We start from the raw sequence: 23308 nt of genomic DNA on the forward strand, positions 1-23308 counted from the left end.
GTCGCACAGGCGCAGATATCCGAGTCGATCGCGCCTTGGTGACAGAGTCAACCGGGGTGCCCCGATGAGCCTGCCATGGCGGCGCAAAAGCGCGAGTGGGGTGTGCCCGGGTTACAGAGTCAACACTGCCTGGGCGTCGGCCGCGTTGAGCCTGCGGCTACGGCGGAAAAGTGCGAGTGACGGACACCCGAGGCCACAGAATCAGCGTCGGCACCGAACTTACTTCCAAGTAAGGTAGAGCCATGTCGACACTGAGCCCCACCTACCGCGCCTGGAAGCAGCTCTCCGGACGGCCCGGCGGCAGCCTGATGTTCTCGGCCGCCGCAATGGTGCGGGTGCCGTACTTCGCGTCGGTCCTGCCCCGCGTGGTGACGATGGAGCCGGGCTACGCCGAGGTGGCGATCCCGAAATGGTTCTTCATCTATAACCACCTGCACACCGTGCACGCGATCGCGTCGTGCAACGCCGCGGAGGCCGCCATGGGCATGGCGATGGAAGCGACAGTGCCGACGACCCACCGCTGGATCCCCAAGGCCATGAACGTGCAGTACCTCGCGAAGGCCACCACCTCACTGCGAGCGCACGCGCGCGTCGACGTCCCCGACTTCGATGCCCTGACCAGAGGCACCGACGTGGTGGTATCGGTCTCGGTGGTCGACGCCTCGGGCGAGGAGGTCGTGCACGCCGACATCACGACGTGGGTGACGCCCGCCTAGTCCAGGTAGGTGCCGTGACCTTCGCGGACCAGATCGCCGTCGAAGATCAGTACCTCGTTGACCAACTGTCCGCGGTGGTTGCGGTAATTGATGACGAGGGCCTGCGTTCCGGCATAGGTCGCCACTATCTCGAAGTGCAGTTCGGGCAGCGCCGCCAGCGCAGTGGTCCAATACCGCCGCAGCGCGTCTTTGCCCCGCACCACTCCCCCGGACTCCGGTACCACCCGCGCCGCGACCGGTGAGGTGAAGACGACGTCGTCGTGGAAATGCGCGAGCACTGCCTCGACGTCGTGGGCGTTCCACGCTTGGCACCAGTCGCGCGCGAATCGGTCGGCATCGGGAATCGTCATGCCGACCCATCGAAGTCGACCCGGGACGACGTCGGCAAGTGATTTCCGCCAGTACGCCGAGTACTCAGTGCTGCAGACCCGCCCAGAACGCGCACTGGTGCACCTGGTCATAGTCGGTGACCACGCGACTTCCGTCGGGGCGCAGCGACATTCGGGGGTCACGATCACCGCCGGCCAACGGCGGCCAGTCCGGTGCACCCTCCGCGCTGGGCTTGCCCTCACGGACGAACGAACTCCAGTAGTCGATCATCTGATCCGACAAGGCGACCTGCGCCGGCATGGGCGGCGGCGCGCCGCCCATGTTGAAGATGTAGCGCAGGTCGAGTGAATGGCTGGCGCCGACCGGGAAAGGCAACTGGCGCAGCGGATCCGGCGTCGGCGGGGCCGGATCGGCGAACTCGTAGCCATATACCGGCGCATCGGCGACCAGCGCGTCACCGATCCGGTCGGCCACGCAGGCGAATGCCCCGTCGGTCACGGCGGTCGAATAAGCGATGGCGGCGCTGCCGTTGTAGCGGTTCAGCGGGTACTGCTCGGCCACCGCGGCGGCGTCGGCCCCGAACGTGGACTGCAGCAGGTGCGGATAGGCGTCGGCGTGGAATCGCTTGCCGGCGCGCAGATATTGCAGCGCCACGAAGAGGGTGAACTCGTCACGGGTGGTACCGATCATCACCGGCACCCGGGCGGCCGCGCCGGTGCTCATGGCCCGCATGGGGTCGACCGGGAGCAGCGTCGTCCCACTGACCGGTCCGCTCAGCATGTTCTCGCCGATTCCATAGTGCCACACCGGTTTTCGCAACTTGTCCACGGGCAGCCGGCGCAGGCAGTCCGCCGCGTCCGCCGGATCGCCGCACCCCGCGGCATCGGCGTAGGCCAGACCGGCGCGGGTGGCTTCAGGTAGCGCACCCTGCGCCTGGCACGGCCCGCTGGCGATGATGGCGCCCCGGAACAGGCCGTCCGACGCGGGAGCGACGAGGTGATCGCACACCGACATCCCGCCGGCGGATTCGCCGGCGATGGTCACCTTGCCGGGGTCACCACCGAACGCGGCGATGTTGTCGCGCACCCATCGCAGCGCCGCCTGCTGGTCGGCCAGGCCGTAGTTGCCGACGTCCGGTCCGGCGCCCAGCGCGGGATGCGCCAGGAACCCCAGTGCGCCGAGCCGGTAGTTGACCGTCACCACCACGATGTCGCCGCGGGAGGTCAGCCGGGTCGAGTTGTAGATGCTGCTGGAGCCGTTGATGAACCCGCCGCCGTGCAGCCACACCAGCACCGGACGGCTGTCACCCGACGAGCGCACCGGCGGCGTCCACACGTTGAGGTTCAGGCAGTCTTCGCTGGTGTTGCGGCCCATCTCCAGGTCGCCCTTGGGGTCCTGGATGCAGCGCGCCCCAGGTTTCGCCGCGTCACGCGCCCCGTCCCAGGCGGGTGCAGGGGCCGGCGGACTGAAGCGGAGAGGGCCCAATGGAGGTGCGGCATAGGGGATTCCACCAAAAAAACGAAGTTCCGGATTGACCGTCCCGCGGACAGTGCCCGACGCGGTGTGCACCAGCGCCGGATCCGACGTCGCCGCATCCGGTGCGGCGGCGGTGGCACCGTCACTGTGGGGATCGAGGCCGCAGCCGGCCACCAGCAGCACCGCGGCAGCCACCGCTGCAGCGCGCTGCAGCGGTCTGCGCAGATGGCTGGACGACACGAGCACCCAGCGTACTGACCGCCCGGCGAATGCAGTTCACAAATTGATCCGGCGACCCCCTCCCCATCGGGCACCGAACGACCTACACTCCACTTGACAGCTGTCAAGTTCGTGCCCGTGTGAGGAGTTCAATGAGTGCACCCACCACCGACGAGGCCGCCAAGGTCCTCGCCGATCCCACCGCCTACGCAGACGACAATCGGTTGCACACCGCACTGACTCACCTCCGATCCACCAATCCCGTTGCCTGGGTTGACAATCCGCCATACCGGCCGTTCTGGGCGATCACCAAACACGCCGACATCATGGCGATCGAACGGGACAACAACCTGTTCGTCAGCGAGCCGCGTCCGCTGCTGATGCAGGCCGACGCCGAGGACCTGCTCAAAGCCCAGGCCGAAGCCGGGATGGGGCTGCGCACCCTGATCCACATGGACGACCCGCACCACCGCAAGGTCCGTGCCATCGGTGCCGACTGGTTCCGGCCGAAAGCCATGCGTGACCTCAAGGTCCGGGTCGACGAACTGGCCAAGCGGTATGTGGACCGGATGCGCGACATCGGCCCGGAGTGCGACTTCGTCGAGGAGATCGCGATCCAGTTCCCCCTGTACGTGATCATGTCGCTGCTCGGATTGCCCGAGGAGGACTACGACCGCATGCACACGCTCACGCAGGAGATGTTCGGCGGAGACGACGAGGAGTACTCCCGCGGCCAGTCACCTGAAGAGCTGTTCGCCGTGCTCCTCGACTTCTTCCAGTACTTCGCCGCGCTGACCGCATCCCGGCGCGCCAACCCCACCGAAGACCTGGCCTCGGCGATCGCCAACGGCCGGATCGACGGCGAACCGCTCAGCGACATGGACACCGCGTCCTACTACGTGATCGTGGCCAGCGCCGGCCACGACACCACCAAGGACGCCATCTCCGGTGGGCTGCACGCGCTGATCCAGAACCCGGGTGAACTGGCCCGCCTGAAGGCGAATCCGGAACTGATGCCGACCGCGGTCGAGGAGATGATCCGGTGGAGCACACCGGTGAAGGAGTTCATGCGCACGGCCACCGCCGATACCGTCGTCCGCGGCGTACCGATCGCGGCAGGCGAATCCGTCTATCTCGCTTACGTTTCCGGTAACCGCGACGAGGAGATATTCACCGATCCGTTCCGGTTCGACATCGGCCGCGAACCGAACAAGCACTTGGCGTTCGGTTACGGCGTGCACTTCTGCCTGGGTGCCGCGCTGGCCCGCATGGAGATGAACAGCCTGTTCACCGAGCTGCTCTCCCGACTGGACTCGATCGAACTGGCCGGTACCCCCGAGCTTTCCGCGACGACGTTCGTCGGCGGCTTCAAGCACCTGCCGATTCGGTATTCGCTCCGCTGATCCTGTGGGTCGCCAGGAATCCGTCGACGGCGGCGATGGCGATCTCGTGGTAGTCGAAATTCGGCAGCGTGCTGAGCTTGCCCAGCACGATGGGGCCGAGGAGCAGCACGGTGGCACGGAATCGGTCGACGTCGCCGATTTCGGCTACCGCTTGAGGACTGGAGAGCACGACGTCGAACGGGACGGCGTACTGCTCGGCCACCCGCTCTCGTAGGTTGCGCACCTCGGCGCTCTCGGTCCCGGCCGCGCCAGAGGGCGCGTGTTCGAGGTTGCCGCCGAGCGCCAGCCACGACATGGCGGTCAGGCTGACGGGCGCTTCGGCGATCAGTTCCGCCTGCGCGTGCACGAGCGCGATCAAGCGGTCGCGCAAGTCCCCCTCGGCAAGCGGCACCGGGGCCGGCGGGATGAGCGCGTGAAAAGCCGCTGCCAGCAGGTCATTTCCGCTGGGATAGTGCCGATAGAGCGTGGCCCGGGCGACGTTGGACGCGCGGATCACCGCGTCGACCGTGACGGCGCTCGGGCCACCGGAGCGCAGCAATGCGGTCGCCGCTTCCAACAAGCGCGCCCGGGAGCGCGCCGGCCTGGGATCACCGTGTTCGCCGGCCATCGCCGAATCACCTCCCCATGACAAACGAGACTGTTAGTCTCGTTCGGAGACCATCAGTCTGAAAACTACCGGAAGGTGGACGCATGGTCGACAAGGCGAGCGCGGTGAGTCCGGCGGACGCCAGCACCTGCCCGGAAATCGCGCCCACGACCGCCACCCCACCCACCGCGGATCGCCGGACGTGGACCCTCTGCGTGGCGTGTTGCAGTGTGCTGGTGGTGATTTCGTCGATGGTGGCGCTCAACACCGCACTCGGTGACGTCGCCATGGCAACCTCGGCGAACCAGACCCAACTGACCTGGATCATCGACAGCTACACGCTGGTTCTGGCCTGCCTGCTGCTGCCGGCCGGGGCCATCGGCGACCGCTACGGCCGCCGCGGCGCGCTGCTGTTCGGCCTGGCCATCTTCGCCCTGGCCTCGATCGTTCCCGCGCTGAGCACCGAGCCCGTGCACATCATCGCCGCCCGCGCCGTGGCCGGCGTCGGCGCCGCGTTCATGATGCCCGCGACCCTGTCCCTGATCACCGCCTCGTACCCGGCGGACCAGCGCACCAAGGCCGTGGGCATCTGGGCCGGAATCTGCGGCTGCGGCGCAGTGGTCGGAATGCTCGGATCCGGTGTGCTGCTGCACTTTTGGCCTTGGCAGTCCATCTTCTGGGCCTTTACCGCGTCCGGCCTGGTCCTCATGGCGCTGACGACGACCATCACAAGCTCCCGTGACGCGGAGGCCCGGCCGTTGGACGTCACTGGCGCCGTCGTCATCGCAGCGGCGGTGGCCTCGCTCGTCTACGGCATCCTGGCGGCACCGGACCGTGGCTGGACCCACCCGGTCGTATTGGGCGGCATCGCCCTCGGGCTCATCCTGGCGACGGTGTTCGCGGTCATCGAGATGCGTTCCCGGTACCCGCTGCTGGACGTCCGGCTGTTCCGCGATCGCCGGTTCGGTACCGGCGCGGCCGCCATCACGGTGTTGTTCATGGTGCTGTTCGGCTTCTTCTATCTGTCGATGCAGCTCATGCAACTGGTCATGGGATACAGCCCCCTCGGCATCGCATTCGCCTTGACGCCCCTCGCCGTGCCCCTGCTGATCCTGTCCCCGTTGTCGGCGTGGTACCTGCCCAGAGTGGGGTTGCGCGTGGTGGTGTTCGCCGGCATGTGGCTGCTGTCGGCCGGTCTGCTGCTCATGTGTCAGGTGCGGGTGGACTCGTCGTACTGGGACGTGGCGTGGCCACTTCTGGTGATCAGCACCGGAGTCGGATTATTCACCGCACCAACAACTTCCGTGATCATGACGGCGGTGCCCGACGACAAGCAGGGCGTGGCCTCGGCGGTGAACGACACCACTCGGGAAGTGGGTGCGGCTCTGGGCATCGCACTGACCGGCTCACTCCTGGCAGCCGGTTACACCAAGCACATCGTGCCCGCGCTGGCCGGTTTCCCGCCCCCGGTGCGCGACGCCGGCCGCGGCTCACTGGCCGGCGCGGTGGCCGCCGCACCCCACCTGGGCCCGCTCGGCAACCAGCTCGTCGCGGTGTCCAGGGTCGCGTTCCTGCACGCCATGCAGACATCGCTGGTGGTACTGGCGACGATCACCGCGGTGGCCGGAGTGCTGATCGCGATCTGGGCACCCGGACGCGACCGTACATGACAGCCACCGAAAGGTCAGTTTTTACAGGCGTTTTCGATGCCGTGTGCAACAACCCGCCACTCCGGGGGGCTAGGACAGGATGAACTGTGCGGCCCGGTGCGCCAGCATGACGATCGTCGCGTGCGGGCCCCGGCCGGTGATGCCGGGCAGCGCGGCGCCGTCGGCCACCCACAACCCGTCGACGCCGCGCACCCGGCACTGCGGATCCAGGACCGCGCGCTCGTCGCCGTCGCTGCCCATCGGCGCAGTGGCCGCCAGATGCTGCGCGGTGGTCCAGGCCGGCTCACCGTCGGCGACGGCGTCGCCGAACAGGTCGCGACACAGATCGTGGCCGGCCTGCAGCGCGGCGGCATCGGCCGGGTCGGCGTCGTAGTGGTGCTCGATGGTGGGCCGCACGTCGGGATCGTCCGACACCAGCAGGACCCTGCCCTGCGCGCGCGGCCGCATCAGCGAGATACCGAGATGCACCGGATCCAGGTCATCAGCGACCCCGCCGGTCATCGCCGCGAATCCCCAGGTGTACGGCCGGATTTCCAATTCTTCAGTGGTGAGCAGCAATTCGAGCGGCGGCCGACCGGGAGCCGCGGGCCAGACGGTGGGCACCACCCATTCCGGATGGTCGGCGCACGCAACGCCCACCGGCAGGTCGGCCACGACCGGCACACCGACATTCCGCAACTGCCCGGCCGGGCCGATCCCGGACAGCATCAACAGGTGCGCGGATTCAATTGCCCCGGCGCACAACACAATCCGATCGGCATAGTGATCCACAGTGCCGTCGGGCCCGAGGCACCGCACCCCCACCGCGCGGGCACCGTCGAACAACACGCGCAGCGCACGCGTCCCGGTCAGCACCGTCAGGTTGTCCCGGCCACGTGCGGCCGTCAGATAGATCTCGCCGGGTCCGTGCCGGTGTCCGGTGTCGTCGATGTTGAGCGGCACCGCACCGAGGCCGGGCCGCGCCCCTGCCACGACGTTGAGGTCATCGATCCACGGGTACCGGGCTGCGGCCGCATCACGGAAAGCCTGTGAGGATGCTGCGAATTCGCTGATACGCCGCACCGGCACCGGGCCGGCCGATCCATGTTCGGCACCACCGAAGTCGTGGTCCGTCTCGATGGCGCGATAGTGCGGCAGGACATCGGACCAGACCCAGCCCGGCACCGCCCAAGCTTCGAAATCCGAGGGCCAGGCCCGGCAGAAGTATCCACCGTTGATCGCCCCGGACCCGCCCAGCACCCGCCCCCGCACGATGTCCACGGACCGTGCCGGATTCTGCGTCAGCGTCGTGCGGTGCTGCCGCGCCACGACGCTGTCGATCCCGATGGGCAGCACCCAGCCGGGCTCTGGGAGAACCGTCCCGCCCGTCTCCAGCAGCGTCACCTGGCAGGCGGGATCGGCCGAAAGACGCTCGGCCAGAACACAGCCGGCGCTACCGGCCCCGACGATCAGGACGTCATCGCGCAGCGGGATCAAGTCCGGATCTGCGGCTTGAGCGCACCCAGATGCCGCTCGCGCACCACGCCGCCCCACAGCCCCAGACCGTAGGCGATGTCATCGAGACGCTTGAGCAGCAGGTAGGCCAGCAGGCCCACCCGCTGGGTGTTGTCGTCGACCGTGTGGTGGCGGCGAGCCCAGTCGACGACGCCGTCCACGATCGCGGCGATCAGCACCACCTGCCGCCAACGCCGGAAACACACCGCCAGCACCAGCGCCACCGGCCAGTAGTGCCGGCACAGCGCCGCGGCGAGTTGCAGCGCCGCGGCCCAGAGTCCCTGCGCGGCCACCGCGGCGACTTCGCGCGGTTCGGTATCGATCGACCGCAACGAGTTCGCGATGCGCCGGCCGGTGATGGCGGCGGCGATGGTCGAGGCCAGGTAGCCCACCCCCGAGCCCATGCCCAGCAGCACCCAGACCACCAGAGTCCAGCCGGAGATCACCAGCGGCGCGGTCTTGCCCGGGTGCCGCACCGACAGGGGCGCGGCCGAGGAACCGTAAAAGGCCTTGCGGGCGAACCACTCTCCCAATGCGGTGCGGTGATCGTGGCCGACCAGCGCAATCGGTTCGTACCGCAGCCGGGCCCCGGCCTCGATGAACCGCCAGCACAGGTCGACGTCCTCGCCGGACTGCAGCGACTCGTCGAAACCGCCCACCTGGTCCAGCGCCGCGCGCCGGCAGACGATCGCCGCACTCGGCACGTAGGCCACCATGCCGTACGGCACCACCGGCGCTTCCCGCATGCCGAGGTCGAGCGACGAGCGCACGGCCTCGTAGCGCGCGATCAGATTGTCGGGCTCATGGAGGCCGACGATGCGCGGCGCGACCAAGGCAACCGCGGGGTCGCAAAAGTGCCCCAGCAGCGCTTCCAGCCACCCGCGACGTGGCACCACGTCCGAGTCCAGGAACGCCACGAAGTCGGTCTCGCAGGCGGCCAGTCCGGTGTTGCGCGCCGCCGCCGGGCCCCGGCTGACGTCGTGCCGGAGGACCCGGACGTCACAGTGGCCGGCCAGGTCGCAGAAGTCCGCGGCCTGCAACGGCACCACGGAACCATCGTCGACGACCACCACGCGCATACCGCGCAGCGACCGCACCAGCCGGGTGACGCCAACTGCGTTGTCGCGTACCGGAACAACGACGGTGACGTCGAGGTGCGACGGACCGGTCGCGGGCCGCGGGTGGGCCACCGTCGCATCGAGCAGAGTGCGGGCCAGTTGGGCGCTCTGGGCGTCGTGCACCTCCAGCCGGCCGCGGTCGAGCATGGTCTGCGCCGCCGGAGCCAGGCGCAGCAACCGCGTCGGCGAACCACCGAGCAGCGCGGCGCCCTCACCCAGCACCTTGACCCGGCGATCCACTTGGACGGCGAAGCCGTCGGGCAGCCTCGGCCCAGTCACTGTCCCACCCCCGTCACGCGAGCATCCCCCCAGAGCTCGGCCGCCATGCGCCGATCCGGCGCACGGAGCTTTCGACCATTTCTGCAAAGATACGGGACCCCTCGGCCGCAGTCGCAGTCGTCGGATCGCCCAGCACCCCGACCGGGCTGACCGCCGCCACTCCGCCGCTGCGCAGCGCAGGTAACAGCTCCCGCAACGGCGCGGTGTTGCCGACGACGCTTTCGTCGACCCAGACGTCGGCCGGTGAAAGGTGCAGCAGTACAGACGTTTCGGTATGGCCGGCGTGGGCGTCCGCACCCGCGGCCGTGCAGGGGCACCAGGCCACGTCGCGTCCCTCGGCCCGGAGCAGCGTGGTCGCCGCCGTCAGCGCCGCCACATTGCCACCGTGACCGTTGACGAACACGATCCGACCGGCCCAGTTACCGGCCGATCGCCCGAATTCGACCAGCAGATGTTCCAGTGCGGCCAGCCCGATCGAGATGGTGCCGGGAAAGCTCTCGTGCTCGCCGCTCGCGCCGTAGCTGATGGCAGACGCGACCAACCACGTGGGCTGATCGGCGCCAGGCGTCGTCTCACGCAGCTGCGCAGCCACGGACCGCGACACCGCCTCGGCGATCCGGGTGTCGGTATCCAGCGGCAGGTGCGGCCCATGCTGCTCGGTGGAACCAAGTGGGACGATCAACGAAGGCCGCATGGCTTGCAACTGCCTCGACGTCGAGTTCCCGAGCTCGCTGGGAAAAGGCACCCGCCGATGGTAAGCCGAATTTGCCCGTTGTGCGCCAATTGTTGCCGTATACGCAACAATTCGTAGCGAATGGTCAAATGGCGGCGGTTGTCAAGACCCCGGCGACCATCACGCCAGCCACGTCAGCACCGCACGTATCAGCGGACCCGTCGAATCACACCTGATCGTCGGACGGCGTCAGCCGCCCAGCCGCCGGATGAAGCCCTCCGGCACCAAGACGTCGTCCGGTCCGAGGTCGTGGATCGAGCCCTTGCCCAGACCCCGCAGCGCCGAGTCGATACCGCCGTGCATGATGTCGAGCACGTTCTCGACGCCGGCCTGTCCCTCGGCCGCCAGCCCCCACAGATAGGCCCGGCCGAGCATGACCGCGCGGGCACCCAGCGCCAGCGCCTTGACCACGTCGCTGCCGCGGCGGATGCCGCCGTCCAGCAAAACCTCGACCTGGTCGCCGACGGCCTCCGCGATGGCGGGCAGCGCCCGGATCGACGCCGGGGTGCTGTCCAGGTTGTTACCGCCGTGGTTGGACACCGAGATCGCCGAAACACCCGCGTCCACAGCACGTTTGGCGTCATCGATGCGCATGACGCCCTTGAGCATGAACGGTCCGCCCCACAACTCACGCAGCCAGGCGATGTCTTCCCACGTCGGAGCCGGCGTGCCCATCCACTCGCCATAGGCGTGGAAGAACGGCGGCGCGGCCTGACCGTTGATGGCCTGGTTCGGCACCGACAGCTCCGGCGGGCGCAGGGTCTTGCCCCAGGTCCACATGTAGCGGGGCTTGGTCATCACCTCGGGGCTCATCTTGAGGATGGTCTTGAGGTCCATCTTCTCGGGGATCTTGGGACTGCCCCAGTCCCGGCCGTGGCTGAAGCTCCAGTCGGTGGTGACGATCAGGCCCTTGGCGCCGGCCGCGCGGGCGCGCTCGGCCCGGGCTGCGATGTCGTCGCGGCTGCCGAGCCAGTAGATCTGGAAGAACGTCTTGTCGTTCGCCGCGATGACCTCTTCCATCGGCTTACTGGCGAACGACGACAGCCCCATCGCGGTGCCGCGGGCTGCGGCCGCGCGCGCGACGGCGACCTCCCCATCAGGGTGGATCGCCTGCACGCCGGTCGGCGAAATGATCACGGGCAGCGAAATGTCTTGACCCATAACGGTCGTCGCCATCTCGCGCTTGTCCAGCGCACCGATGACGTGCGGCGCGAAGCCGAGCTCGCCGAACGCCGCGACGTTGTCGGCGACCGTCAGCCCCTTCTCACTCGCCGAGATCAGCGAGGAGTAGGCGGACTTGGGGAGCCGCTTCTTCGCGCGCTCCTGCGCGACGGCGACAGTTTCGAACCAGGTATCACGGGCCATGACTAGACAGGACTTTCGTTACAGAACTTTTGCGGGGCTTTGGCCGGCATGGCCAGGAGTTTGAGGGGTATCGGGGCCCTGGCGGAGCGACGGGAAGGATCGGCGCCGCCACTACGGGAGTGGTCGAGGTGCGACTTGGGCTTGTCGCGGTCCTGCGCCAGGGCGGGTTCACCGAAGCCCTGGACGCATTCGGGGTCCGGTCCGTCCATCGGCAGACCGGTGAAGAACTTGGCCGCCATGCAACCGCCGCGGCAGCTGTCATAGTGCCCGCAGCTGCCGCAGGCACCGGCCGACTGGGGCTCGCGAAGTTCGCGGAACAGCGGTGCGTTCTGCCAGACGTTCTGGAATCCGGCCCCAAAACCTGTGTCACTCAGGATGTTTCCGGCAAGGAAGCGCTCGTGGATGGCGAACGGGCAGGCGTACACATCGCCCACCGGGTCGATCAGGCACACCACGCGGCCGGCGCCGCACAAGTTCAGACCGGCCAGCGCACCAGGCTCGCCGAGGCCCGACAGATGGAAGAACGAGTCACCGGTGAGCACGCGCTCGCCCTTGGCGACCAGCCAGTTGTACAGCTGCACCTGCTGCTCGGCGGTGGGATGCAGGTCGTCCCACACGTCGGCGCCGCGACCGGACGGACGCAGCCGGGTGATGCGCAGGGTGGCGCCATAGTTGTCGGCCAGGGCCTTGAAGTCGTCGAGCTGGTCGACGTTGTGCCGGGTCACCACGACCGAGATCTTGGCGTCCTTGAAACCGGCGTTTTTCAGGTTCTCCAGCGCCCGGATCGCCATGGCGAACGAGCCCGGTCCACGCACCGCGTCGTTGATCTCCGCGGTCGCGCCGTCGAGCGAAATCTGAACGTCCACATAGTCACTCGCGGCCAACTTGGCGGCGACCGCTTCGTCGATGCGCACGCCGTTGGTGGAGAACTTGACGCCGACGTGGTGCTCGGTGGCGTAGTCGACGAGTTCCCAGAAGTCCGACCGCACCGTCGGCTCGCCGCCGCCGATGTTCACGTAGAACACCTGCATGCGCTCGAGTTCGTCGATGATGTCCTTGCACTGCCGGGTGCTGAGCTCGCGCGGGTCCCGCTTGCCCGACGACGACAGGCAGTGCACGCAGGACAGGTTGCAGGCGTAGGTCAGTTCCCAGGTGAGGCAGATGGGTGCGTCGAGGCCGTGCTCGAACTGCTCGATCAGCCGGGGCACGGGTGCCGTTGCGGTCATGAAGCGGTGGATCCTTCTTGGCTGTTCTGGTCGGCCGGGATCAGCATCTTGGACTGGACCAGCACGCCGAACGCGTGCAGATACGGCCCCTGCTGGTCATCGTCGATACCGGCGGCGCGGCAGGCGCTGCGAACATCCGGATGGTCGGCCAGCGAGTTGACGATCTCGACGATGATGCGGTTCTTCAGGAACGAAAGTTTGCGTGTACCAAAGTGATACAGCAGCGCACCGAATGGTTCGGGACGGACGGCGACTTGGTGGTGCAGCTGCCAGCCGCGGTCCGGATCGAAGGCCGACGCCGGCGGAGCCGGCAATCCGGCCTCTGCAGGCCCGGTCCGGGCCGCGGCTGGTGCAGACACGGTCAGTAGACCCCGCACATACCGTCGATCGAGACCTCTTCGACCAGAGTCTCGGTGACCAGTTCGGTATCGGAATTCGCCTGCTGATTCGAGTCCATGGATCGCCCCTTTCGCTACCGTGGCAGTTGTCGGGAACTCGACAACTGTGATCCAAGTCGCAAGAATATGGCATCGAGTGCCGAAAAGGAAGGGCGGGTCTGATGCGGACCGATTCGGAGCGTCCCGCGCACACCGGGACCGCCCCACAGCACGGCCGCGTGGGCCGTCGCCGCTCCACGACGCGCGACCACATCACCCACGTGGCGCTCGAACTGTTCGCCACCCGCGGCTTCGACGACGTCAGCGTCGATGACGTCGCCCTGGCCGCGGGAATCTCCCGGCGCACCCTGTTCCGGTACTTCTCGTCGAAGAATGCCATCCCGTGGGCCGACTTCGACGCGAGTCTGACCAACCTGCGGGACCTGCTGAACGCCGTCCCCCATGACGTGCCGCTGGACGCCGCTCTGCGGTCAGCGCTGCTGGAATTCAACAGCTTTGACGAATCCGAGACGCCCCGGCACCGACGCCGGATGCAGGTGATCCTGCAGACCGACGCGCTGCAGGCCTACTCGATGACGATGTACGCGGGCTGGCGCGGCGTGATCGCGGCATTCGTCGCGCGCCGGCTGAACTCCAAGCCGACCGAGCTGGTGCCCCAGACGGTGGCGTGGACGGTGCTCGGCGTGGCGCTGACCGCCTACGAACAGTGGCTGGCCGACGAGACCGTCTCGCTGCCCGATGCCCTGGGCGAAGCCTTCGACATCGTCCGCGACGGCATCAGCGCCGTGTGATTCGTGCACGCTTTTCCGCGGTCAGAGCGGATAACCGTGCACAGATCACGGGAATTTTCGTTCGGGGCGTCGGAAAATGACCGCCCGGCGCGACGATAAGGGTGTGAGGGGCGAATCAGACGGTGATGCTCCGCAGACGCTGCTGGCGCTGTACGACTCGGCGCTGCCCGTGGTCTACGGGTATTTCGTGCGGCGCTGCGGTGATCGGGGCACCGCGGAAGACCTGACGTCGGAGACGTTTCTGGCGGCGATGGACGCCGCCCGGCGAGAGGCGCCGCCGGTGATCTCGGTGCCGTGGCTCATCGGTGTCGCCCGGCACAAGCTCGCCGATCACTACCGCCGCAGGCACGACCGCTTCACCGTGCCCGTATCCGAAACGCCCGAGCCCGCAGAGCCTTTCGACGACTGGGACGCCGAGTTGGACCGGATCGTCGCCGAGGCCGCGCTGGCCCGCTTGCCCGAACAGCACCGCATGGTGCTGACACTGCGATATCTCGATGACCGCCCGGTGCCCGAATGTGCCGAATTGATCGGACGCACCGTGCACGCCACCGAGGCCCTGCTGGTGCGCGCCAAGAGGGCATTCCGAACCGAATACCAGGACGGAGGTGCGTCATGACCGGGCACAACAGTCACGACCCGCTGACGGTCCTGGCCGGCGATGAAATCCCGGTGCAACCCGCCCCGGCCTTCGCGGCCCGGCTCCGGGCGCGCCTGGAAGCCGCCGTCACCCTTCCGAAAGGAGTTGTCATGAGTGGAACCGACACCGCCATTGCCGACCTGAACGCGCCCGTCGCCGTTCCGGTAGAGGTGCCCCGACCGGCGGCCCTCCCCTATCTCGCCGTCGCCGATGCGCGGGCTGCTATCGCCTGGTACGTCGATGCGCTGGGTGCCACCGTCGTCGGTGACCCGGTCGTCATGGACGACGGCCGGATCGGCCATGCCGAGCTGACCCTGGCCGGCGGCGTGCTCTACCTCGCCGACGAATTCTCCGAGCTCGGACTGAAAGCACCGGCACCCCAGTCGGTTTCGGTCAGTCTCATGATCGCGGTACCGGACACGGACGCCGCTCTGGCGCAGGCCCGGCAACACGGCGCACAGGTGCAGCGGGAACCCTACGAAGCCCACGGCTCGCGAACCGCTGTGGTGATCGATCCGTTCGGTCATCGCTGGATGCTCACCGGACCGGTCCCCGTCACGGTCCCGATCCGGCACGGCGACATCGGCTACATCTCGGTGCAGACGCCCGACGCGCAGCGGGCGGCCGCCTTCTACGGCCACGTGCTCGGCTGGACGTACGACCCGGGCACGCACAAGGTGACCGGCAACCGACTGCACACCGGCATCTTCGAGACCACCGGCCCGCAGACGGTGTTCTGCTGCTACGCGGTGCGCGACCTCGACGCGGCGCGGCAGGCGATCCTGGCCGCGGGCGGTCAGGTGGGCACGCCGGAGGACCACGAATGGGGGCCGACCCTGGATGCCACCGATGCCCTGGGCACCGCTTTCGCGGTGTTCCAGCCGACGCCGGACATTCCCCGCCCCGAGCTGAACGGTGCTGGGCCAGGCGAACTTTCGTACCAGACATACGAAGTGACCGACTCGGCCGCGTTCCGGCAGTTCTACGGCCAGGTACTGTCCTGGACGTTCGAACCCGGCCGCATCGAGGACGGGTGGGCCGTCCAGGACTGCCATCCGATGTCCGGTCTGGCCGGCGGCGCCGCCCAGACCGTCACCGTCCCGATGTGGACCGTGACCGATATCGACGCCGCCGTCGTGCGAGTCGTGGAAGCCGGCGGTTCGGTGATCGAAGCGCCGTCCCGACAGCCGTACGGGATGATGGCGCACTGCACCGACGACCAGGGCGCCCGCTTCTACCTCGGAGCTTTCTGAGGGGTGCGCGAAGGCCCGCGTGCCGCGCGGGCATTCGCGCCCACCGAGCCACACATCGCAAGGAACGTCAGCGTCCACGCACCCAGTGCGACCCAGCCCGCGAGGTCACCGATATCGGTCAGAGCGGGCAACCCGTCAGCCAGTCCGAGGTAGTGCCCCGCCACCGCGTACATCCCCAACGGGAACACCATGCTCCAGAGCGCCGCGGTGTAACGCAGCGGCACCCGTCGAATGAGGTGCCGCCAGAACCCGGCCGCGATCAACACCGGGATCAGCCAGGTACCGAACGCGAAGAACAGCACGGCGACCCCGGCGATCAGGCCCCGCGTGGCAACGACCACCGGGGTGTCGGCCATCTGCGCGATGCGAGCGCCGGCGAAGACCGTGATTGCGGTGGCACCCATGGCAATCCAGTAGGGCGGGGTGAGTTCTTGCGCGGTGACCGGATACATCAACATGCGGAGCGCGACCAGAATCCCGGCGGCCGCGTACAGAAAGACACCGACCGACCAGCAGAGCACCGCGAGCAGCGCCAGCGGCCGGTTGGTCTCGCCGAGCAACGGCTGCAGTCCCGCGGCCATGACCGCCACGGACTGGGCGGCGACCACCGCGAGAAACCACGTACCGTTCACGCGGGAGAGGGCGGGCTGCTCCGGATGGCTGAGTACCGCCGTCCACGGAATCAGGTACCCCAGTACCAGCCAGGCCCCGACCCCGACGATCGACAGCCAGACCGACGGTGCGACGTGGCCGTCGAGCAACAATCGGGCACCCAGGACATCGGTACCTGCGACGAACGTGAACAGCGTGAAACTGCGTTCGGGATCGGTCAGGCCATCCCGAAACTCTCTACCGAACAAGACGATTCGCGCGACATTGCCTGCCACCAGCACTGTGTAGGCGATCCCGGCGATCCACAGCAGTACCGCCGACAGCGCGTGCAGTTTCAGTAGGCACGTCGCCGTCGACACGATGCCCGTCGCCATGACCACCGCGAAGTAGCCCGGCTCGAGGGTGCGTACCGCAGCACGCAGGCCCCCGGCCCGAACCTCAGAAGTCATATCGACAGCCAAGCACGCCGCCCCCGGGAACTCAGCCCAAAACGTCGGCGATCGGCACCGCGGCGGCGACCTTGGCCCGGTTCTTCATCACCTTGCCCGGCATGCCGCCGCCAACCACACCGCTGACCGCGCCGTCACGCTCGTAGAAGGCCAGGAACTTGCGGCCGTCGTCCTCGATGATGTGCACCGTGTCACCGGCCTTGGGCTCACCCAGGCACTGGATCTTGACGTCGTACTGGTCGCTCCAGAAGTAGGGCACCACCACGGCGGCCGTGGCATCCTGGCCCAGCATCGCCGGCACGATCACCCGCGCCTGCTCGGCCACGTTGCTCCAATGTTCTACGCGCACTTGGTGTCCCGCCGCGTCGCGCCAGGAGGCGACGTCACCGATGGCCCACACGTTCGGCGCACTCGTCCGGCCGGCGGCGTCGCACACGACACCGTTATCGACGGCGATGCCACTGCCTTCGAGCCAGTCGGTGGACGGGCGCGACCCGATACCGACGACGACGACATCGGCATCGAGCTCGGTGCCGTCGGCCAGCTGGACCTTCTCGACGTGGCCGGTGCCGGTCACGCCGGTGACCCCGACCCCGCAGCGCACGTCGACACCTTCGGCGCGGTGCAGCCGCGCCACCAGTTCACCGATCTCGGTACCCAGCACCGACGCCAGTGGCGTGGGCTGCGGCTCGACGATCGTCACCTCGACACCCATCTTGCGCAGGCTGGCCGCCACCTCGCAGCCGATGAACCCGGCGCCGATCACCACCGCGCGCTTGGCGGCACCGGCGTGCGCGCGCAGCGCCAGCGACTCGTCATACGTGCGCAGCACCCGGATGCCGTCGAGGGTGGGCAGCGACGGGATGGTCCGGGGCACCAGGCCCGTGGCGATGACCAGCTCCTCGTAGGCGACGACCTCACCGTTGGCGAGGGTCACGGTCTGGGCCTCCGTGTCCAGCGCGACCGCGCCCGAACCCAGCAGCAGCGTGATGTTGTTCTCGGCGTAGAACTCGGCGGGCTTGAGCGTCGTGTCGTCGACCTCGGCGCGCAACACGTCCTTGGACAGCGGCGGCCGGTCATACGGCAGATGGACCTCGTCGCTGATCAGCGTGATCGGCCCGGCGTACTCCGCTTTGCGCAGTTGCTCGGCGGTACGTGCAGCGGCCAGACCGCCACCGACAATGACGATGCCTCCGTTTGTAGTCACGTCGGCTTTCTTACACGATGCGGCCGGTGCGAGGTAGGCCACCCTGCGCTTGGTTGCTCAGCAACCCGCCAGGTGTTCAGGCCTGGCCCCAGCCCCCGACCCGGCGCTCCACGATGTTCGACAGCACCACGATGCTTTCGCTGCGTTCGATCGCCGCACTGCCCCTGATGCGCTCGAGCACCGCCTCCAGATGTCTCATGTCGCGGGTCAGGAGATGCAGAATCGCGTCGGACGTGCCGGTCACCGTGGCTGCCGACACCACCTCGGGGATACCCTCCCAGGCCTGCCGCAACTGCGCCGGCGTGATGGTGCCGTGGCAGTACACCTGAACGTATGCCTCTGTCCCCCAACCGATCACATTCCGGTCGACGACGGTGGTGAAGCCGCGGATCACGCCCGTGGCGAGCAGCCGGTCGACGCGCCGCTTGACCGCGGGCGCCGACAGGCTCACCCGCTCACCGATCTCGGCGAACGTGGCGCGCGCGTTGTCCGCCAATTCGGCCAGGATGCGCTCGTCGGTCTCGTCGACGCTTTCCACCGGCCGCACACCTCCATCACGCAATAGATTGTTGAATCGCGAGTGATCACACAATAGATCTGTTACATATGCGCAACAAGCATCGATTGCTTGCGCGCAGTAGTGCTCCTACCATCGAATTATGACGATTACTGATGTCGTCAAGATGGCGACACCGAATTCAGGCTGGCGACCAGACCGGGTGGCCCGCCCCCGGCACTATGTGATGACCCGGCCCACGCATTTCGCCGTCGAGTACGCGATAAATCCGTGGATGGACACCTCCGCCAGCGTCGACACCGCGCTGGCGGTGCGGCAGTGGGAACAGCTGGTCCGGACGTACCGGAGCCTCGGGCACACCGTCGAACTGGTCGAACCGATCCCCGGCCTGCCCGACATGGTGTACGCCGCCAACGGCGGACTGGTCCTGGACGACGGGTTCGAGAAGGTGGCCATCATCGCCCGGTTCACCTATCCGCAGCGCACCGGCGAATCGATCGCCTACGCCGGGTGGATGATGGACCACGGCTACTGCCCGCTGTACACCGAACACACCAACGAAGGCCAGGGTGACCTGCTCATCGTCGGGTCAAAGATTCTCGCCGGCTACGGATTCCGCACCGACCGACAGTCGCACGACGAGGTCGCCAAGCTGTCCGGGCTGCCGCTGGTGAGCCTGCAGCTGGTCAACCCCCGCTTCTACCATCTCGACACCGCATTGGCCGTGCTCGACGACGACACCATCGCGTTCTATCCCCCGGCGTTCGGCGCCACGTCAGTCGCGTTGCTGCGCAAGATGTTTCCGGGCGCCATCGAGGTAGCGGACGCCGACGCCCATGTGCTCGGCCTGAACGCCGTGTCCGACGGACTGAACGTCGTGCATCCGGCCGCCGCCACCGGCTTCGCCGCGCAACTCACCGCCGCCGGTTTCCGGCCCGTCGGCGTCGACCTGTCCGAGTTGCTCAAGGGCGGCGGGTCGGTGAAGTGCTGCACCCTGGAGGTGTACCCGACGTCATGCTGAATGCCGTTGCGGGAGCGCCGCAAAGCACGGCTCAGCTGATCGACCTCGACGACCGCTACGCCGCGCACAACTACGCTCCGCTACCAGTCGTCGCCGCGGCCGCCGAGGGGGTGTGGATCACCGACCCCGAGGGGCGGACTTACCTGGACTGTCTGGCGGCGTATTCGGCGGTGAACTTCGGCCACCGCAATCCCGAGATCCTCGCGACCGCGCACGCCCAGCTGGACACCGTGACCCTGGTCAGCCGCGCGTTCCACTCGGACCGTCTCGGTCCGTTCTGCGCCGCCCTCGCCCAGCTGTGCGGCAAGGATCTGGTGCTGCCCATGAACAGCGGCGCCGAGGCCGTCGAGAGCGCGATCAAGGTGGCCCGCAAGTGGGGCTCAGATGTCAAGGGACTGGACGAACCGAACATCGTCGTGGCACACAACAATTTCCACGGCCGCACGACGACGATCATCAGCTTCTCCGACGACGAGTCGGCACGGCGGGGCTTCGGTCCGTACACGCCGGGTTTCCGGACGGTGCCGTTCGGGGACGCCGACGCGCTCGCGGCGACAATGGACGACAACACCGCCGCCGTGCTGATCGAGCCGATCCAGGGCGAGGCCGGCATCATCGTGCCACCCGATGACTACCTGCCCCGGGTGCGGGCGCTGTGCACCGAACGCCGCGCGCTGATGATCGCCGACGAAATCCAGTCCGGCCTGGCCCGCACCGGCCGCACCTTCGCGTGCGACCACTGGGGCGTGGTGCCCGACGTCTACGTGCTGGGCAAGGCACTGGGCGGCGGCGTCGTGCCACTGTCGGCGGTGGTGGCCGACCGCGAGGTGCTCGGTGTGCTGCACCCCGGCGAGCACGGATCGACGTTCGGCGGCAACCCGCTGGCCACGGCCATCGGCACCACCGTCGTGGGCATGCTGCAGCGCGGCGAATTCCAGGCCCGGTCAACCGAACTCGGCCGCCATCTGCGCGCCCGCCTCACGGCGATGACCGGGCATGGCGTGACGGCCGTCCGCGGGCTGGGCCTGTGGGCCGGCGTCGACCTCGATCCGGCCGTCGGCACCGGACGGGAGGTCAGCCTGCGGCTGGCCGAGCGCGGTGTGCTTACCAAGGACACCCACGGCCCGACCCTGCGGTTCGCCCCGCCACTGGTGATCACCCCGGCCGAAATCGATTGGGCGATGGACCGATTCGCCGAGGTGCTGGCCGAGCCGTCGACGGTGCGGTGGTAGACCCATAGGATGCGCTTCAATCCGCCACCCAACTGGCCCCCGTTCGCGCCTGACTGGCGACCGGGTCCGGACTGGCAGCCGGATCCGTCCTGGCCGCCGCCGCCCCCGGGATGGGCGCTCTGGGTTGACGACCAAACCCGTTATGCCCCAACAGAACCAGGTCCGCCGCACCGGTCCGGCGCGCGGAAGTGGTGGATCATCGGCGGTGCCGTGCTGGCCGTCGTCGCCCTGGTGGCGGGCGGCACGGTGGTCGCCACCAAACTCTCGCGAGACAACGCGGCATCACCCAGCGCGACGACGACACCGTTCAACGGCCTGACCATCGTGCCGACACACCCGCCGGAGCCGACGGACTTCAACGTCTGGACGCCCGTCGGCGGCGTCGACGCCACGTTCACCAACAACGGCCGCACCGCGCGCCTCGACGCGCATGACACACCGACGGCCGCGTGGGCCGGTCTGATCCAACCCGGCGCTCCGGCGTGCTCGCTGCGCTTCACCGGTCGCGTCCGCACCGCGGCGGGTGGGTACGCCGTCGGGCTCACGACCGTCGCCGACCCCGCCGACCCGGGCTCGGGTCCGATCCCGGCATCGCCCGACAACGACTGGCACACAATCGATGTGACGATCACGACGGCCGGCGAGGTCTCGGTCGACCTCGACGGCCAATCCGCCCTGCGGCGCACGACGGCACCCACCTGCGGCCGGCCCGCGATCAGAGCAACAGCCGGCGCAACGGAATTCGCGGACGTACTGGTCGGGCAGGTGTCCGCGTAGGTCAGTACTTCATGACGCCGCGGTCGACGGCGATCTGCGAACCCGAGATGGTCCCCGCGCCCGGACCGGCCAACCAGGTCACCACGTCGGTGACCTCCTCCGGCGTCATGAATTCCTGCAGACCGGCCTTGCCGTCGTGCGCGACGGGCTTGTACGGCATCGGCGCGAAGCTGTGCAGGTAAGTCGGGTACTTGGAGAAGATCGCGCCCATGGCCTCCGGCTCGATCATCGGCGTCATGATCGAGTACGGGTGGATCGAGTTGACCCGGATGCCGTACTCGCCCACTTCGAGCGCCAGTGCATTGGTCAGGCCGACCAGGCCGAACTTCGAGGCCGCGTAGTGACCATTGCCCGGCGTCGCCTTGAGGCCCGCCGAGGAGCTGACGATGATGATCGACCCGCCGTTACCGGCCTCGATCATCGCGGGCACCACGGCCCGGATGGTGCGCCAGGTCCCCGACAGGTTGACGTTGACCACGCTGTCCCACTGGTCTTCGTCCATCTCGAACAGCCGGCCCCAGCTCAGGACGCCCGCATTGGCCACCAAGATGTCGAGGCGACCGAACTGCTCGACGGCGTCGGCGACGACCTGCTTCTGGGCGGCCAAGTCGCGGATGTCGACCTCGCGGGCGAGGACCTTGCGGCCTTCGGCCTCGACCAGCCGTGCGGTCTCGGCGAGATCCTCCGACGTCGGCATCGGGTAGGTGATGGTGTCCGAGACGGGACCACAGATGTCGATGGCGACGATGTCCGCACCCTCGCGCGCCATCCGGATGGCGTGCGCCCGCCCCTGCCCGCGGGCAGCCCCGGTAATGAACGCCACCTTGCCTTCGAGTGCTCCGCCTGCCGTCATTGCCAGTCCCTTCATCGCGCCGGAATCAACCGCCACGCTAGCAGCCAAACTAGAACGCGTTCTAGTGGCTCCCGAAAGGCGGCCTCGGCTACAGCTCCGCGATGATCTGGGCGCGCTTCGCCGTGTACTCGGCCTCGCTGATGGTGCCCATCGCACGCAGCGTCTCGATCTCCTGCAGCCGCTGCGCGGTCGACGGTGCCGGCGGCTGCGGCACGACGGGCGCGGCAGCCGCGGCCGGTGCCGCCGCGCGCTCACGCTCGGCGGCCGTCGCCCGCCGGACCACGTCCATGACCTGTTGCCGCACGACCGGATTCGACCGGAGGTCGGCCATACCCTCGAGCGCCACCCCGTTGGCCTTGAGAATCTGCAGGATGTCCATGATCGGACCCGAGCGTCCGGTGAGGTCGTAGGTTCGGCCGTCCTGCTCCGACGTCAACCGCACCGGCATCATGCCCGACACCAAAGCGCTTCTCTGCCAGTCGATATGGAACTTGTTGGTCGCCGGATCGACCACGACGACGAGCTTGCGGCTCGTGAGCATCGGCAGCCGGCTCACGGAGGCGAGCACTTTGTCCTGGGCATCGAACGGTGCCAGGCCCGGTCCGGTGATGTGCAGGTTGAGCTTCACCAACGGCTGCTCATTGACCCGGGTGCCCGTCTCCCCCATCCCGGTGACCTCGGCGAGACCCAGCACCCCGCCGACCTCGAGCGCCTCGCGCTCCGCCGACCGCATCTCACCGAACCCGGCCAGCGCGAGCGCGACCAGGACGTCGATGGCGGTGACGACCAGGCCGGTCCAGAACATCCACTTCATCAGCTCGTCTTGCCCGGAGTAGAAGTACACCGCCAAGAAGATCGGGCCCACCAGGCCGCCACACAGCAGGACCATGGCCTGAGCCTTGAGGTAACGCACCAACATTTCAGCCACGCTCCTTGATCAGCC

General features: G+C 68.1%; 24 protein-coding genes. 9 read left to right on the forward strand and 15 right to left on the reverse strand.

Annotated elements, in window-relative coordinates:
* Positions 1 to 242 precede the first annotated feature (242 nt).
* Positions 243 to 716, forward strand: coding sequence for a hotdog fold domain-containing protein (locus tag ACWW1C_RS23495; RefSeq protein WP_455980503.1), 474 nt, complete (start codon positions 243 to 245; stop codon positions 714 to 716).
* Here ACWW1C_RS23495 and ACWW1C_RS23500 read toward each other — a convergent pair.
* Both ACWW1C_RS23500 and ACWW1C_RS23505 read right to left on the reverse strand, forming a co-directional pair.
* Positions 713 to 1066, reverse strand: a complete 354-nt coding sequence (locus tag ACWW1C_RS23500) for a nuclear transport factor 2 family protein (RefSeq protein ID WP_455980504.1) — start codon at positions 1064 to 1066, stop codon at positions 713 to 715. The genes ACWW1C_RS23495 and ACWW1C_RS23500 overlap by 4 nt on opposite strands.
* 64 nt (positions 1067 to 1130) lie before the next feature.
* Positions 1131 to 2768, reverse strand: a complete 1638-nt coding sequence (locus tag ACWW1C_RS23505; RefSeq protein ID WP_455980505.1) for a carboxylesterase/lipase family protein — start codon at positions 2766 to 2768, stop codon at positions 1131 to 1133.
* 125 nt (positions 2769 to 2893) lie between these two features.
* On the opposite strand from ACWW1C_RS23505, the gene ACWW1C_RS23510 reads away from it, so the two are divergent.
* Entirely contained in the window at positions 2894 to 4144 is a 1251-nt protein-coding gene (locus tag ACWW1C_RS23510; RefSeq protein WP_455980506.1) for a cytochrome P450, read from the forward strand.
* On the opposite strand, the gene ACWW1C_RS23515 is transcribed toward ACWW1C_RS23510, so the two are convergent.
* Complete coding sequence (locus ACWW1C_RS23515) at positions 4110 to 4751, reverse strand: TetR/AcrR family transcriptional regulator (RefSeq protein WP_455980507.1); 642 nt, start codon at positions 4749 to 4751, stop codon at positions 4110 to 4112. The genes ACWW1C_RS23510 and ACWW1C_RS23515 overlap by 35 nt on opposite strands.
* 83 nt (positions 4752 to 4834) lie before the next feature.
* Here ACWW1C_RS23515 and ACWW1C_RS23520 point away from each other — a divergent pair, with 83 nt between their 5' ends.
* Positions 4835 to 6400, forward strand: a complete 1566-nt coding sequence (locus ACWW1C_RS23520; protein WP_455980508.1) for an MFS transporter — start codon at positions 4835 to 4837, stop codon at positions 6398 to 6400.
* A 69-nt stretch (positions 6401 to 6469) separates the two neighbouring features.
* Here the strand turns inward: ACWW1C_RS23520 and mftG are convergent, their stop codons facing one another.
* From mftG to mftA, 7 genes are all read right to left on the reverse strand, one after another.
* Entirely contained in the window at positions 6470 to 7867 is a 1398-nt protein-coding gene (gene mftG / locus ACWW1C_RS23525; RefSeq protein ID WP_455984407.1) for a mycofactocin dehydrogenase MftG, read from the reverse strand.
* 5 nt (positions 7868 to 7872) lie between these two features.
* Positions 7873 to 9291 (reverse strand): mycofactocin biosynthesis glycosyltransferase MftF, encoded by a 1419-nt coding sequence (gene mftF, locus ACWW1C_RS23530; protein ID WP_455980509.1) that lies wholly within the window; start codon positions 9289 to 9291, stop codon positions 7873 to 7875.
* A 13-nt stretch (positions 9292 to 9304) separates the two neighbouring features.
* Positions 9305 to 10075, reverse strand: a complete 771-nt coding sequence (gene mftE, locus ACWW1C_RS23535; RefSeq protein WP_455984408.1) for a mycofactocin biosynthesis peptidyl-dipeptidase MftE — start codon at positions 10073 to 10075, stop codon at positions 9305 to 9307.
* Positions 10076 to 10213: 138 nt separating this feature from the next.
* Positions 10214 to 11389, reverse strand: a complete 1176-nt coding sequence (mftD, locus tag ACWW1C_RS23540; protein WP_455980510.1) for a pre-mycofactocin synthase MftD — start codon at positions 11387 to 11389, stop codon at positions 10214 to 10216.
* A 2-nt stretch (positions 11390 to 11391) separates the two neighbouring features.
* Complete coding sequence (mftC, locus tag ACWW1C_RS23545) at positions 11392 to 12615, reverse strand: mycofactocin radical SAM maturase (RefSeq protein WP_455980511.1); 1224 nt, start codon at positions 12613 to 12615, stop codon at positions 11392 to 11394.
* Entirely contained in the window at positions 12612 to 12992 is a 381-nt protein-coding gene (gene mftB / locus ACWW1C_RS23550; protein ID WP_455980512.1) for a mycofactocin biosynthesis chaperone MftB, read from the reverse strand. Before mftB ends, mftC begins: the two co-directional genes overlap by 4 nt.
* The gene (mftA, locus tag ACWW1C_RS23555) at positions 12977 to 13072 is read right to left on the reverse strand and encodes a mycofactocin precursor MftA (RefSeq protein WP_020101386.1); all 96 of its coding nucleotides are present in this window, start codon (positions 13070 to 13072) and stop codon (positions 12977 to 12979) included. The genes mftB and mftA overlap by 16 nt, the downstream gene beginning before the upstream one ends.
* Positions 13073 to 13174: 102 nt before the next feature.
* Here mftA and mftR point away from each other — a divergent pair, with 102 nt between their 5' ends.
* The 3 genes from mftR (at position 13175) to ACWW1C_RS23570 (ending at position 15697) form a co-directional block, all read left to right on the forward strand.
* Complete coding sequence (mftR, locus tag ACWW1C_RS23560; protein ID WP_455980513.1) at positions 13175 to 13804, forward strand: mycofactocin system transcriptional regulator; 630 nt, start codon at positions 13175 to 13177, stop codon at positions 13802 to 13804.
* A 76-nt stretch (positions 13805 to 13880) separates the two neighbouring features.
* On the forward strand, positions 13881 to 14423 hold the full coding sequence (locus ACWW1C_RS23565) for an RNA polymerase sigma factor (RefSeq protein ID WP_455980514.1): 543 nt from the start codon (positions 13881 to 13883) through the stop codon (positions 14421 to 14423).
* Positions 14420 to 15697, forward strand: coding sequence for a VOC family protein (locus tag ACWW1C_RS23570; RefSeq protein WP_455980515.1), 1278 nt, complete (start codon positions 14420 to 14422; stop codon positions 15695 to 15697). The genes ACWW1C_RS23565 and ACWW1C_RS23570 overlap by 4 nt, the downstream gene beginning before the upstream one ends.
* Here ACWW1C_RS23570 and ACWW1C_RS23575 read toward each other — a convergent pair.
* From ACWW1C_RS23575 to ACWW1C_RS23585, 3 genes are all read right to left on the reverse strand, one after another.
* A complete protein-coding gene (locus ACWW1C_RS23575; protein WP_455980516.1) occupies positions 15679 to 16758 on the reverse strand; it encodes a tellurite resistance/C4-dicarboxylate transporter family protein in 1080 nt (359 codons plus the stop codon). The two genes, ACWW1C_RS23570 and ACWW1C_RS23575, sit on opposite strands and share 19 nt — an antisense overlap.
* A gap of 31 nt (positions 16759 to 16789) precedes the next feature.
* Complete coding sequence (locus ACWW1C_RS23580; RefSeq protein WP_455980517.1) at positions 16790 to 17965, reverse strand: NAD(P)/FAD-dependent oxidoreductase; 1176 nt, start codon at positions 17963 to 17965, stop codon at positions 16790 to 16792.
* A 76-nt stretch (positions 17966 to 18041) separates the two neighbouring features.
* Positions 18042 to 18503, reverse strand: a complete 462-nt coding sequence (locus ACWW1C_RS23585; protein WP_455980518.1) for an Lrp/AsnC family transcriptional regulator — start codon at positions 18501 to 18503, stop codon at positions 18042 to 18044.
* 121 nt (positions 18504 to 18624) lie between these two features.
* Between ACWW1C_RS23585 and ddaH the strand changes: the two genes are divergently transcribed.
* Genes ddaH through ACWW1C_RS23600 form a run of 3 tightly spaced genes read left to right on the forward strand, consistent with a single transcriptional unit; the run spans position 18625 to position 21512 of the window.
* On the forward strand, positions 18625 to 19503 hold the full coding sequence (gene ddaH, locus ACWW1C_RS23590) for a dimethylargininase (RefSeq protein WP_455980519.1): 879 nt from the start codon (positions 18625 to 18627) through the stop codon (positions 19501 to 19503).
* Positions 19497 to 20735, forward strand: a complete 1239-nt coding sequence (gene rocD / locus ACWW1C_RS23595) for an ornithine--oxo-acid transaminase (protein WP_455980520.1) — start codon at positions 19497 to 19499, stop codon at positions 20733 to 20735. Before ddaH ends, rocD begins: the two co-directional genes overlap by 7 nt.
* A 9-nt stretch (positions 20736 to 20744) precedes the next feature.
* Positions 20745 to 21512 (forward strand): hypothetical protein, encoded by a 768-nt coding sequence (locus ACWW1C_RS23600; protein WP_455980521.1) that lies wholly within the window; start codon positions 20745 to 20747, stop codon positions 21510 to 21512.
* A 1-nt stretch (position 21513) separates the two neighbouring features.
* Here ACWW1C_RS23600 and ACWW1C_RS23605 read toward each other — a convergent pair whose 3' ends face one another.
* On the reverse strand, positions 21514 to 22365 hold the full coding sequence (locus ACWW1C_RS23605; RefSeq protein WP_455980522.1) for a mycofactocin-coupled SDR family oxidoreductase: 852 nt from the start codon (positions 22363 to 22365) through the stop codon (positions 21514 to 21516).
* An 88-nt stretch (positions 22366 to 22453) separates the two neighbouring features.
* The gene (locus ACWW1C_RS23610) at positions 22454 to 23284 is read right to left on the reverse strand and encodes an SHOCT domain-containing protein (protein WP_455980523.1); all 831 of its coding nucleotides are present in this window, start codon (positions 23282 to 23284) and stop codon (positions 22454 to 22456) included.
* Positions 23285 to 23308 lie beyond the last annotated feature (24 nt).

This window comes from Mycobacterium sp. HM-7 (genome assembly GCF_053852335.1).

Bases quoted from the DNA above. Each gene is read 5' to 3' on its own strand.
- mftC (WP_455980511.1), bottom strand. From the start codon at position 12,615: ATGACCGCAACGGCACCCGTGCCCCGGCTGATCGAGCAGTTCGAGCAC.
- mftD (WP_455980510.1), bottom strand. From the start codon at position 11,389: ATGGCCCGTGATACCTGGTTCGAAACTGTCGCCGTCGCGCAGGAGCGC.
- ddaH (WP_455980519.1), top strand. From the start codon at position 18,625: ATGACGATTACTGATGTCGTCAAGATGGCGACACCGAATTCAGGCTGG.
- mftR (WP_455980513.1), top strand. From the start codon at position 13,175: ATGCGGACCGATTCGGAGCGTCCCGCGCACACCGGGACCGCCCCACAG.
- ACWW1C_RS23520 (WP_455980508.1), top strand. From the start codon at position 4,835: ATGGTCGACAAGGCGAGCGCGGTGAGTCCGGCGGACGCCAGCACCTGC.
- rocD (WP_455980520.1), top strand. From the start codon at position 19,497: ATGCTGAATGCCGTTGCGGGAGCGCCGCAAAGCACGGCTCAGCTGATC.
- ACWW1C_RS23600 (WP_455980521.1), top strand. From the start codon at position 20,745: ATGCGCTTCAATCCGCCACCCAACTGGCCCCCGTTCGCGCCTGACTGG.
- ACWW1C_RS23500 (WP_455980504.1), bottom strand. From the start codon at position 1,066: ATGACGATTCCCGATGCCGACCGATTCGCGCGCGACTGGTGCCAAGCG.
- ACWW1C_RS23575 (WP_455980516.1), bottom strand. From the start codon at position 16,758: ATGACTTCTGAGGTTCGGGCCGGGGGCCTGCGTGCTGCGGTACGCACC.
- mftA (WP_020101386.1), bottom strand. From the start codon at position 13,072: ATGGACTCGAATCAGCAGGCGAATTCCGATACCGAACTGGTCACCGAG.
- ACWW1C_RS23610 (WP_455980523.1), bottom strand. From the start codon at position 23,284: ATGTTGGTGCGTTACCTCAAGGCTCAGGCCATGGTCCTGCTGTGTGGC.
- ACWW1C_RS23605 (WP_455980522.1), bottom strand. From the start codon at position 22,365: ATGACGGCAGGCGGAGCACTCGAAGGCAAGGTGGCGTTCATTACCGGG.
- ACWW1C_RS23510 (WP_455980506.1), top strand. From the start codon at position 2,894: ATGAGTGCACCCACCACCGACGAGGCCGCCAAGGTCCTCGCCGATCCC.
- ACWW1C_RS23495 (WP_455980503.1), top strand. From the start codon at position 243: ATGTCGACACTGAGCCCCACCTACCGCGCCTGGAAGCAGCTCTCCGGA.
- ACWW1C_RS23565 (WP_455980514.1), top strand. From the start codon at position 13,881: ATGACCGCCCGGCGCGACGATAAGGGTGTGAGGGGCGAATCAGACGGT.
- ACWW1C_RS23570 (WP_455980515.1), top strand. From the start codon at position 14,420: ATGACCGGGCACAACAGTCACGACCCGCTGACGGTCCTGGCCGGCGAT.
- ACWW1C_RS23515 (WP_455980507.1), bottom strand. From the start codon at position 4,751: ATGGCCGGCGAACACGGTGATCCCAGGCCGGCGCGCTCCCGGGCGCGC.